This is a genomic window from Streptomyces sp. P5F9 (assembly GCF_057961495.1).
In genome coordinates this window covers 1-11,126 of sequence record NZ_JBXVPZ010000323.1, presented here as the reverse complement: position 1 = coordinate 11,126, position 11,126 = coordinate 1, and the positions used below count along the sequence as shown (strand labels likewise).

The 11,126-nt window shown below is 70.0% G+C and carries 10 protein-coding genes; 8 read left to right on the top strand and 2 right to left on the bottom strand.

What is annotated here, in order from left to right; genetic code table 11:
• The 3 genes from AC31A1_RS36215 to AC31A1_RS36205 all read left to right on the top strand — a co-directional run.
• The coding region (locus tag AC31A1_RS36215) for a DUF4937 domain-containing protein (RefSeq protein WP_489657380.1) at positions 1-526 on the top strand (526 nt) is incomplete at its 5' end.
• 140 nt (positions 527-666) lie between these two features.
• The gene (locus tag AC31A1_RS36210) at positions 667-1,326 is read left to right on the top strand and encodes a histidine phosphatase family protein (protein ID WP_366436423.1); all 660 of its coding nucleotides are present in this window, start codon (positions 667-669) and stop codon (positions 1,324-1,326) included.
• A gap of 12 nt (positions 1,327-1,338) precedes the next feature.
• Positions 1,339-2,253 (top strand): ADP-ribosylglycohydrolase family protein, encoded by a 915-nt coding sequence (locus tag AC31A1_RS36205; protein ID WP_489657379.1) that lies wholly within the window; start codon positions 1,339-1,341, stop codon positions 2,251-2,253.
• Between the two features lie 209 nt (positions 2,254-2,462).
• Here the strand turns inward: AC31A1_RS36205 and AC31A1_RS36200 are convergent, their stop codons facing one another.
• Positions 2,463-4,010 (bottom strand): MFS transporter, encoded by a 1,548-nt coding sequence (locus AC31A1_RS36200; protein WP_489657378.1) that lies wholly within the window; start codon positions 4,008-4,010, stop codon positions 2,463-2,465.
• Between the two features lie 186 nt (positions 4,011-4,196).
• Here AC31A1_RS36200 and AC31A1_RS36195 point away from each other — a divergent pair, with 186 nt between their 5' ends.
• The 3 genes from AC31A1_RS36195 (at position 4,197) to AC31A1_RS36185 (ending at position 6,234) form a co-directional block, all read left to right on the top strand.
• The gene (locus tag AC31A1_RS36195; protein ID WP_489657377.1) at positions 4,197-4,820 is read left to right on the top strand and encodes a TetR/AcrR family transcriptional regulator; all 624 of its coding nucleotides are present in this window, start codon (positions 4,197-4,199) and stop codon (positions 4,818-4,820) included.
• 83 nt (positions 4,821-4,903) lie between these two features.
• Positions 4,904-5,605: a ribonuclease HII gene (gene rnhB / locus AC31A1_RS36190; RefSeq protein ID WP_489657376.1), complete on the top strand. Its 702-nt coding sequence runs from the start codon at positions 4,904-4,906 to the stop codon at positions 5,603-5,605.
• Between the two features lie 68 nt (positions 5,606-5,673).
• On the top strand, positions 5,674-6,234 hold the full coding sequence (locus AC31A1_RS36185) for a hypothetical protein (RefSeq protein WP_489657375.1): 561 nt from the start codon (positions 5,674-5,676) through the stop codon (positions 6,232-6,234).
• Positions 6,235-6,473: 239 nt separating this feature from the next.
• Here the strand turns inward: AC31A1_RS36185 and AC31A1_RS36180 are convergent, their stop codons facing one another.
• Positions 6,474-7,109: a hypothetical protein gene (locus AC31A1_RS36180; RefSeq protein WP_489657374.1), complete on the bottom strand. Its 636-nt coding sequence runs from the start codon at positions 7,107-7,109 to the stop codon at positions 6,474-6,476.
• 368 nt (positions 7,110-7,477) lie between these two features.
• On the opposite strand from AC31A1_RS36180, the gene AC31A1_RS36175 reads away from it, so the two are divergent.
• Positions 7,478-9,637, top strand: coding sequence for a RecQ family ATP-dependent DNA helicase (locus AC31A1_RS36175; protein WP_489657373.1), 2,160 nt, complete (start codon positions 7,478-7,480; stop codon positions 9,635-9,637).
• A 313-nt stretch (positions 9,638-9,950) separates the two neighbouring features.
• A partial coding sequence (locus AC31A1_RS36170) for a DUF4192 domain-containing protein (RefSeq protein WP_489657372.1) occupies positions 9,951-11,126 on the top strand: 1,176 nt, incomplete at its 3' end.

Genomic DNA, 11,126 nt, shown 5'->3' with positions numbered 1-11,126 from the left:
GGGGGAGCCGGGATTTCGGGGACAGGGGGGAGGCTGGAGCAGAGCGCGGCCAGGGGTGGCACACATTTTCGCGTTCTGGGAAAGCCGTGCCTTCTACGACTCCTTCATGGCCCGATCCCACGACCGGCTGGCGTCGGCCCAGGCGGGCACCTTCAAGGACGCGCAGGTCAAGCTGTTCGACCACCGCTTCGACGTGAAGACCGGCTTCGAGCCGCGCTTCACCGACGCCGACCTGGTGCGGGTGGCCCTGTGCCGTGTCCACGAGGAGCGCGCCGAGCACTTCACGCTGATGCAGGAGAAGGTCTGGAACCCGGCGATGGCCGGTTCCCCCGGCATGCTCCGCGGGCTGTTCGGCGAGGCCCCGGGACACGAGTTCATGGTGCTGTCGATGTGGCACTCGGCCGCCGAGCACGGCAAGTACCGCACCGAGCGGGTCGAACGGCTCGCGCTGCGGGCCCAGATCGAGGCGGACATCGACTCCCTCACGGGGGACATCGTCCAACTGGAACCGTCCTGGACGGTTTGAAATCCGAACTGACGTCACCGGCGTCCCACTGCGTGAATCGTGGGCCCCTATGTGGCCCATCGGGCACAATTCGTGTGACCTACGCCGTATGGAGCCCGTACGAGTGCTCGATATGCCGTCACTCGATCTAGGGTTTTGGCATGGCACGACCACGGCGCATCGTCCTTGTCCGGCACGGCGAGTCAACGGGCAATGTTGATGACACTGTGTACGAGCGTGAACCCGACCATTCCCTGGCGCTGACCGACCAGGGCTGGCGACAGGCAGAGGAGACCGGAAAGCGGTTGCGGGAGGTGTTCGGCCGCGAGCGCATCAGCGTGTACGTCTCCCCGTACCGCCGTACGCACGAGACCTTCCGGGCCTTCCACCTGGACCCCGACCTCGTCCGCGTGCGGGAGGAGCCCCGGCTTCGCGAACAGGACTGGGGGAACTGGCAGGACCGCGACGACGTACGCCTCCAGAAGGCGTACCGGGACGCGTACGGACACTTCTTCTACCGCTTCGCCCAGGGCGAGTCCGGCGCCGACGTCTACGACCGGGTGGGCGGGTTCCTGGAGAGCCTGTACCGCAGTTTCGAGGCCCCCGACCACCCGCCGAACGTGCTCCTGGTGACACACGGCCTGGCGATGCGGCTGTTCTGCATGCGCTGGTTCCACTGGACGGTCGCGGAGTTCGAGTCGCTGTCGAATCCCGGGAACGCCGAGATGCGGATGCTCGTTCTGGGAGACGACGGCAGGTACGCGCTGGACCGGCCGTTCGACAGCTGGCGAGACCCGGAGCCGTACGGGATCACCGGATAGGGTGGCGGGCCGATGATCGCTGACTCCTCTTCCGGCACTCCCGACCGGCGCCTGGACCGTGCCCTGGCCAGCTTGCGCGGACTCGCTGTGGGCGACGCGCTGGGCTCACAATTCTTCGTCCCGGCGAACCACCCGCTGCTCAAGCGCCGCGAACTGCCTCTGACTCCCTGGCAGTGGACTGACGACACGGAGATGGCCTGCTCCGTGGTCGCCGTCCTGGCCTCCCACCGCCGCATCGACCAGGATGCCCTGGCCCGTTCCTTCGCCGAACACCACGACTTCGACCGCGGCTACGGACCCGCAGTCAACCGGCTCTTGCGCCTCGTCCGCGAAGGCGGCGACTGGCGCGAACTGTCCGCCGCGCTCTTCAACGGACAGGGCTCCTGGGGCAACGGTGCGGCGATGCGCATCGCACCCCTGGGCGCCTGGTACGCGGACGACCCCGAGCAGGCCACGCACCAGGCGGAGATCTCCGCCTACCCCACGCACCAGCACCGTGAGGCCGTGGTCGGCACCATGGCCGTCGCCGCAGCCGCCGCGCTGGCAGCGGCCCCCGGCGGCCCGCCCAGTGCCGAGGAACTCCTCGACGGCGTCATCGCGCTCGTACCGAAGAGCGCCGTCGGCGCGGGCCTGCGGCGCGCCCGGGACATGCTCGACTACGCCGATCCCGGCACCGTCGCGGCCGTCCTGGGCTGCGGACGCCGTACGTCCGCTCACGACACGGTCCCCTTCGCGCTCTGGTCGGCCGCGCGCGGCCTCGGCGACTACGAGGGGGCGTTCTGGGACACCTCCCAGGTCGGCGGGGACGTGGACACCACCTGCGCCATCGTGGGCGGTGTGATCGCCGGCGGGAAGGCGGGGGCGCCGCCCGCCGGGTGGCTGGAGCGGACGGAGGCGCTGCCGGGCTGGGTTCCGGCGTCCGTCTGACTGCCCACCTCGCCACCCGGACAGCGCCGCCCGCATCCGACCGAAACTCTCCGTGCCCGTCGGGAACTCTCAGTGACCGCTCGCCCGTTGTCGTGGCAGTCGCCGTGCGACACATGAGTCCGCACAGGCAGGGCACGGCAGTTGGGGGTGTGTTCATGGGGTTTTCGCTGGTGTCCGTGGGCCGAGCCCTGACCCGGCCCGGCCGGCGGTCAGCCGACTCCCGCACCCGCCGTGCCCGCGAGGGCGTCGAGGTCGCTCTTGCGGACCCGGATCACCAACCAGGCGGTGAGCAGGGCGAGTACGGCCATCGCGGCGGCCGGGACGAAGGCCGTCGCGATGCCGTGCGCGAGCACCTCGTGCCCCCATGGCGCGGGCAGTTGGTGCGACTTGGAGAACGCCGCCTTCTGTCCCGCCGATCCGTCGGCCAGGAACTTCGGCAGTTGCTTCTTCGCCTCGTCCTTGCTGGCCGAGCCGAACACCGTGGTCAGGATGGACAGACCGAGCGAACCGCCCACCTGTTGCGTGGCGTTGAGCAGCGCGGAGGCCGCGCCCGCCTCGTGCTGGGCGACACCGGAGACGGCGGTCACCGTCAGCGTCACGAAGTTCAGGCCCATCCCGAAGCCGAACACGAGCATCGGGCCGAGCACTCCGCCGACGTACGAACTGTCCGAGCTGATGAGGGTCTGCCAGGCCAGTCCGATCACCGCGAGAGTCGAGCCCATGAGCATGAAGGGGCGTGGCCCGAGCACCGGCAGGAACCGCTGGGACAGCCCCGCGCCGGCCGCGATCACGACCGTCACCGGCAGGAACGCGAGACCCGCCTGGATCGGGCTGTACCCCAGCACGTTCTGCACGAAGAGCACGATGTAGAAGAACATGCCGAACATCGCGGCGGCCAGGCTCAGCATGATCACGTAGGTGCCCGAGCGATTGCGGTCGGCGAACATCCGGAGCGGGGTGATCGGCTCCTTGGCCCGGGACTCCGTGATCACGAAGGCCAGCAGCAGGACGATCGCCGCGGCGAAGGAGCTGATGGTCAGGCTGTCGCGCCACCCCTTGTCCGCCGCGCGGATGAAGCCGTAGACGAGGGACGCCATGCCCGCAGTCGAGGTCAGTGCGCCCGCGATGTCGAAGCGGCCGGTGTGCCGTTCGGACTCGTTGATGTACAGCGGTGTGAGCACCGCGATCAGGATGCCGATCGGCAGGTTGACGAAGAACACCCAGCGCCAGTCGAGCCATTCGGTGAGCATGCCGCCCGCGAGCAGTCCGATCGCGCCGCCGCCCGCCGAGACCGCGGCGAAGACTCCGAACGCCCTGTTCCGCTCCGGCCCTTCGGGGAACGTGGTGGTGATGAGTGCCAGCGAGGTGGGCGACGCGATCGCGCCACCCATGCCCTGCAGGACGCGCGCGGCCAGCAACTGCCAGGGTTCCTGGGCGAGACCGCCGAGCAGCGAGGCGAAGGTGAAGAGCAGGATGCCGGTGGTGAACACCCGCCGCCGGCCGAGGATGTCGCCGGCCCGACCGCCGAGAAGGAGCAGGCCGCCGAAGGTGAGCGTGTAGGCGCTGACGACCCAGGTGAGGTCGGTGGTGCTGAAACTGAGTGCGGCTTGAATGTGCGGGAGAGCGATATTCACAATCGTCGCGTCGAGTACCACCATGAGTTGGCAGGCCGCGATGACTGCGAGCGCGATGCCGGGATGCCCCTCCCGGCGGGCCGCTCCTGGCTTGGGGTGCTGAATCAACTGAGAGGTTGTCACTATGGGTCCCCCACAAGTGTGTTAGTGAACGCTCGCGTTCACTGCCGCGTCAACGGTAGTGAGTCCCCGACAGTGAACGCAAGCGTTCACTTAACTCGCCTTCGTGCGGCACGTCCCCGTCGCTGCCGCGTGACGCATCCCCGATCCCCGGAATCCCCCATTCCACTGCTCGCTGGAGAAACTCAGATGGTTACTTCGGGCTGGACGGCCGCCCCCGCTCAGGCGGCCTCCCTCCGACGCCGCGGCGCCGTGCTCGAACGCGCGATCCTGGACGCCGCGTTGGAGCAACTCGGCACGGTCGGCTGGAACGCCCTCACGATGGAAGGCGTCGCCGCCGGCGCCCAGACCGGCAAGGCCGCGGTCTACCGGCGCTGGTCCTCCAAGGAGGACCTCGTGGCGGACGCGCTGCAGGCAGGGCTGCCGCGCCTGAACGAGGCGCCCGACCTCGGGAATGTGCGCGAGGACCTGCTGGCGTTGTGCGTGCAGGCGCGCGACGCGATGTATTCACGCCCCGGATACGCCCTGCGCTCGGTGATTCACGAATGCGACACCGCCCAGGCGGAGCGCTTCCACGGCGTGATCTTCGAAGGGGTCGTGGAACCGACGATCCGACTGCTCGGGGAGGTGATCAACCGAGGAATAGAGCGAGGTGAGGTCCGCTCCGACGCCTCCAACGGCTATGTCCTGGACGCCATCCCGGCGATGATGATGTACCGCTCCAAGATGTGCGGCAGTGAATGGGCCGACCATGACATCGAGGAAATGATCGACCAGTTGATGCTTCCGCTGCTCCGGCCCGGCGGTGCGTGAAGCCGGATCGGAGCGGTCTTCGGCGGGCTCGCGGAAACCCGGGTGTCGCAGAGCGGGTCCCGGCGGCGTACGCTGAGCACGCCATGCCGTACGAACCACCCACTCATACCGTCGAGCGCTCACTGCGCGCCACGACCGGGGCCAAGGTCATTGCCGGCGTCGACGAGGTGGGGCGCGGTGCGTGGGCCGGCCCCGTCACCGTCTGCGCGGCGGTCACCGGACTGCGCCGACCCCCCGAAGGCCTCACTGACTCCAAGCTCATCGCGGTCAGACGACGCACCGAACTCGCCGAGGAACTCCGCAAGTGGGTCTCGGCGTACGCCCTGGGACACGCCTCCCACGAAGAGATCGACGACCTGGGGATGACGGCCGCGCTGCGGCTCGCCGCGGTGCGTGCTCTGGAGGCCTTGCCCGTACGCCCCGACGCGGTCATCCTCGACGGGAACCACGATTACCTCGGGGACCCCTGGCGGGTCCGTACGGTGATCAAGGGCGACCAGTCGTGCGTGGCGGTCGCGGCCGCTTCGGTGATCGCCAAGGTTCAGCGCGACAAAATGATGGCCGAACTGGGCATCGACCATGCAGACTTCGCTTTCGCGGCCAACGCCGGGTATCCCTCACCCGTGCACAAGGCCGCACTGGAGGAGCGGGGGCCCACCCCGTACCACCGGTTGTCGTGGGCGTATCTTGATGCGCTGCCTCAGTGGCGGCATCTCAAGAAGGCCCGCAGTTGGGCGGAGGGAAACGTTCCGAAGATCGAGGGCCAGCTCGGTTTCGACTTCTGACCGTTCCGCTCGCACTGATGTGCCACCCGCTGCCGCAAGCCGCACCAGCGTTTGATAAAAATCAGCTCATGCCTCTCATTCCCGAGGAGCCTCAGATTCACGAGAGTGCCCAGGGTCCCAGCGCCACTCCGGCCAGTGGCCGCGTCGCGCCGACGCAACGCACGCCGCGTGACGTGGCCGTGGCCAAGCCCGGACCCTCGGGTCCGGCTGTTCCGGCCTCCTCCGACACCGCTGTGGCGACCCCGCAGATCCAGCTGATCCCGGCCTCGGCCGAGGGCGCGCTGGACGCTGCCGAGGAAGCCGTGGACCTGCTCCTGGAGTCGGGCCGCGCCCCCGGTGACGTGCTGGTGATCACCACCGGCGAACCGCACCCGTGGGCCGCCCACGAACTGTCCTTCGGCGAAGCTTCCTACTGGGCGCAGCACGACGCGCGCGACGACGTCTTCTACGCGGACGCCGCCATCGCGAGCCGGGCGGCGTCCCGTCCCGTCGTCGTGGTCGCCCTCAACGGAGGCGCGGCCGACGTTGCCGCCACCGCCCTGCCCCTGGCGCGCGGCCGGGCCGGCACCCTGCTGATCGTCTGCGGCGACCCGCAGCAGATCAACTCGGCACTGGGCGCGGGCGTCTGACCCCTTCCGGGGACTCCCGGAAGGCTCTCGGAGGGCGACGGCGGCTATTGAACGCCGTCGCGGCGGTCTGTGCACGGCGACGCGTTCGGCGTGCGCGGATTTCTGGTGCGCTCGGTGAAGCGCGCCTACCGCGGCTGCACTTCCGTCCCGTGCGCCGCGACCGGAGTGCGGGCGGCTCGGCGTCGTAGGACTCCACAACGGTGGGGCCGTGTGGTCCGGGCCGGAGCCCGGACCGGGTGTCAGCGGGCCGCGGCGCGGCGCAGGACCTCCGAGGCGGCGCCGCCGGTGCGGGGCAGCAGGGGCGGCACCTCGGACATGGCGAAAGGTTCCGGTGCGGAGTCCGCGCTGGGCCTACGGCCGCCGCGTCCCTCGCCGAGCACCTGCCAGCCGTCGCGGGTCAGTGTGATGTACGCCCCGCAGCGCAGCCCGTGCAGGGTGCAGGCGTCGCGCAGCCCCCACATCCACGCGCCGTCCTCCTCCGTCCAACGAGCGTCGCCCTCACGGCAGTAGAGCAGCACGGCCGTGCGCACCGGGGTGCGGCGGCGCAGATCGTGCGGGATGACGCGGCGCAGCTGCGCGAGCAGCGCGTTGCGGAACATCCAGCCGTCGGCCGGGGCGGACCGCCGGACGAACGAGGCGCTCGCGAGCAGCCGCTCGTCCGGATCGAGGACGGCCACGATCGCGGTTGCCGGTCTCGGACCGTGCCGGGAGTGCAGCCCGCTGACGACCTCGCGGGGATTGCGCAGCAACGGGATTCCGGCGGCGGCCCATTCGGAGGGTTCGAGCAGACGGGCCAGAGGGTTGGCGGAAGCGGCGGACAGGTCGGCAGACGTCGACGTGGATGCCGCGGAGGACGGAGCGAATCCGAAGGTCACGGTCCTCCCTTCGGCTACGCGCCCACACTTCGGGCGGGGTCGGATTCGGGGGAGCGCACACCGCAGCAGAGCCCTACCGGATCACGGACGAACCGTGCGGGGAGCGGACTCCAATTCTTGCTGTCGAACTGGGATGCGGCAACGAGCAAATGGGGCCACAGACCCTTATCTGACGGTCTGTGGCTTATATCCCTACCCAACGCGTCACCCCGCGACGCCTGGGACGTTCGAGCACGACACTTTCGTACGCCATTGAAGTGCGTGAGGTCCAGAGAGAGCCGGTCGGACGGGGTGCGCGACACGCTCTCGGGTGCTTCGTCACGGCGGGGGATTGGGCCGTTGTCAGTGGCGTGCGGTTGCATGGGGGCATGTGCAACCAGGAGCTGCGTGCCGAAGCCGACGCCATCCTCGCCGAGCTGGTCGGTGATCAGAGCGGTACGGCGCGGCTGCGCGAGGACCAGTGGCAGGCGGTGGCTGCCCTGGTGGAGGAGCGCCGGCGCGCGCTGGTGGTCCAGCGCACCGGCTGGGGCAAGTCGGCGGTGTACTTCGTCGCCACCGCCCTGCTGCGCCGGCGTGGCTCCGGGCCCACGGTGATCATCTCGCCGCTGCTGGCGCTGATGCGCAACCAGGTCGAGTCGGCGGCGCGGGCCGGAATCCGGGCGCACACGATCAACTCGGCCAACCCGGAGGAGTGGGACGACATCTACGGAGAGGTCGAACGAGGCGAGACCGACGTCCTCCTGGTGAGCCCGGAGCGGCTCAATTCCGTCGACTTCCGCGACCAGGTGCTGCCCAAGCTCGCCGCGACGACCGGCCTCCTGGTGGTCGACGAGGCGCACTGCATCTCCGACTGGGGACACGACTTCCGCCCCGACTACCGCAGGCTGCGGGCGATGCTGGCCGAACTGCCCGCCGGCGTACCGGTGCTGGCCACCACCGCGACCGCCAACGCGCGCGTGACGGCCGATGTGGCCGAACAGCTGGGCACGGGCGCCGGGGAGGCCCTGGTGCTCCGCGGCCCGCTGGAGCGGGAGAGCCTGCGGCTGGGAGTGGTCCAACTGCCGGACGCCGCACACCGTTTGGCATGGCTCGCCGAGCACCTGGACGAGCTGACCGGCTCCGGGATCATCTACACACTCACCGTGGCCGCCGCCGAAGAAGCCACCGCCTTCTTGCGCCAACGCGGCTTCAAGGTGGCCTCATACACCGGGAAGACGGAGAACGCCGACCGTCTCCAGGCCGAGATCGACCTCCAGGAGAACCGGGTCAAGGCCTTGGTCGCCACCTCGGCGCTCGGTATGGGCTACGACAAGCCGGACCTCGGCTTTGTCGTCCACCTCGGCTCGCCCTCCTCGCCGATCGCCTACTACCAGCAGGTGGGTCGAGCGGGCCGCGGTGTGGCCCACGCCGACGTGCTGCTCCTGCCCGGCCGCGAGGACGAGGCCATCTGGCGCTACTTCGCGGATACGGCCTTCCCGCCCGAGACGCAGGTCCGGCAGACCCTCTCGGCCCTCGCCGACGCGGGACGGCCGTTGTCCGTGCCGGCTCTGGAGACGGCGGTCGACCTACGGCGCAGCCGCCTGGAGACGATGCTGAAGGTCCTGGACGTGGACGGCGCGGTCAAGCGAGTGAAGGGCGGCTGGGCGGCCACGGGCGCGGAGTGGGCGTACGACGCCGAGCGGTACACGTGGGTGGCCAAGCAGAGGGCGGCCGAGCAGCAGGCCATGCGCGACTACGTGAGCACGTCCGAGTGCCGGATGGAGTTCCTGCGCCAACAACTGGACGACGAGGGGGCGGTCCCCTGCGGCCGCTGCGACAACTGCGCGGGCGCCTGGATCGACTCCTCGGTCTCCGCGGAGACGTTGACGGGGGCGACGAAGGAACTGGACCGCCCGGGCGTGGAGGTCGAGCCGCGCCGCATGTGGCCGACCGGAATGGCCGCGCTGGGTGTCGACCTCAAGGGCCGTATCCCGGCGAAGGACCAGTGCTCCACGGGGCGGGCCCTGGGACGGCTCTCGGACATCGGCTGGGGCAACCGGCTGCGCCCGCTGCTGGCCGAGAACGCGCCCGACGGCCCGGTCCCCGACGACGTGCTGAAAGCCGCGGTGGCGGTCCTCGCCGACTGGGCGCGCTCTCCCGGCGGTTGGGCACCGAACGTCCCGGAAGCCTCCGCCCGTCCCGTGGGCGTCGTGGCCGTACCGTCCCTGGGCCGCCCGCAGTTGGTCGGTTCCCTCGCCCAGGGCATCGCGAGCATCGGCCGCCTCCCCCTCCTGGGCACCCTGACGTACACCGGACCCGACGGCACGCACGCGGCACGCCGCAGCAACTCGGCTCAACGCCTCAGGGCATTGTCCGACGCCTTCGCCGTCTCCGGGGAACTGGCTGATGCCCTTGCCGCCTCTCCCGGCCCTGTCCTGCTCGTGGACGACTACACAGACTCGGGCTGGACGCTCGCGGTCGCTGCCCGACTGCTCCGCAGGGCAGGCAGTGAACAGGTTCTTCCGTTGGTTTTGGCTGCGGCGGGCTGAGGTTTCGTTTAGGGATCCTTGTCGTAGGCGGCCTGCGGTCGGTTGACGGCTGCCTACGGGTGTGGTGATTCGCGCTGAGCCGGGGCGAGCTCCGGTGGCGCGGAAGAGCCTCGGTCGGGCGAGTCTTGATTGCCGCGAATGCATCGCCTCGGTCGCTCTCTCCCCGCGGGGCGATCACACGATTGCCGAGGGCGGTCCGGATTCCCGGGTCATGTGGGCCGACTTGACCCTGGCGAACCCCATATGGCGTGTCCCTGACCGGACTTATCCACAGGCTCAAGCGGAACTTTGCGATCCGCGAGATCGTCGACGCATGACGAACCACAGCGAAACGACCGGATCCTCCGAAAACGGCGACATCGACCCCACCGCGTACGAGCGACACGGCGCCGAGCACCAAGTCACCCTGCGCTCGCCCGCCGAACTCGCCGACGCCCTGCCCTATCTGCTCGGGTACCGCCCCGAGGACAGCATCGTCCTCGTCGCCCTGCACGATCGGGGCGGCCGGGGCCGGTTCGGCGGCAGGGCCAGGCTCGGCATTCCCGCCGGCGCGGACGACTGGGCCTCCGTGGCCCGGCAGTTGGCCCACGGCCTGGTGACCGGCAGCGAGCGCAGGGGAACCCGGCCCGAGCAGATGATCGCCTACGTCTGTCAGGAACCGGCGCTGGGAGAGTCGGGGCGCCAGGTCATGGAACGCCTGCGCCCGCTCGTGCAGAAACTGCGCACCGAGTGCGGCCGACTCGACGTGACCGTGATCGAGGCGCTCTGCATCTCGGACGGCCGTTTCTGGTCCTACTGCTGCCCGACCGAGGGATGTTGCCCGGTCGACGGATCCCCGATGGGGCTGCCAGGCACCTCCGTACTGGCCGCTGCGGCGACCTACGCAGGACTCCAAGTGCGGGGCACGCTGCGGGAGTTGCGGGCCAGGTTGCAGCCCTGGGAGACGGCTGTAGCGCTTCGGCAGGAAGCCGCGCTGGATGCCGCCGGTATGACCCTGGTTCCCAGGATCCTCGACGACGCCAGCCGAGCGGACGTGGCGCAGGAGACCCTGGATCTGGCCCAGCGGATCATGAGGCGATTCGCCGCGGCACCACACGTGTCCGGCGCCCTCCATTCGGACTTCCGCGACGACGCACTGCTCGCCCACGACGAAGCCGCCACGCTGATCCTCGGCCTCCAGGACCGCACGACCCGCGACCGCGCCGCCGAATGGATGGAGGGCGACGACGCGGTACCGGCCCTGCGCCTCTGGCGCGCGTTGGCCCGCCGCTGCGTCGGACCGTACGGCGAACACGCCGCGGCCCCTCTCACCCTCGCCGGCTGGGTCGCCTGGTCGACCGGCGACGACCTGGAGGCCAGGGAGGCCCTGGCCATGGCCCTGGGCGCGGACCCCGACTACCTGTTCGCCCGCCTCTTGCACCAGGCATGCAACGAGGGCCTGGACCCGGAGTCGATTCGGCGGTGTTTGCGCGCGGAGCGGGTGGGGCGG

Coding starts and splice junctions, on each gene's coding strand:
- AC31A1_RS36210 (WP_366436423.1), top strand. CDS start 667: ATGGCACGACCACGGCGCATCGTCCTTGTCCGGCACGGCGAGTCAACG.
- AC31A1_RS36205 (WP_489657379.1), top strand. CDS start 1,339: ATGATCGCTGACTCCTCTTCCGGCACTCCCGACCGGCGCCTGGACCGT.
- AC31A1_RS36195 (WP_489657377.1), top strand. CDS start 4,197: ATGGTTACTTCGGGCTGGACGGCCGCCCCCGCTCAGGCGGCCTCCCTC.
- rnhB (WP_489657376.1), top strand. CDS start 4,904: ATGCCGTACGAACCACCCACTCATACCGTCGAGCGCTCACTGCGCGCC.
- AC31A1_RS36185 (WP_489657375.1), top strand. CDS start 5,674: ATGCCTCTCATTCCCGAGGAGCCTCAGATTCACGAGAGTGCCCAGGGT.
- AC31A1_RS36175 (WP_489657373.1), top strand. CDS start 7,478: ATGTGCAACCAGGAGCTGCGTGCCGAAGCCGACGCCATCCTCGCCGAG.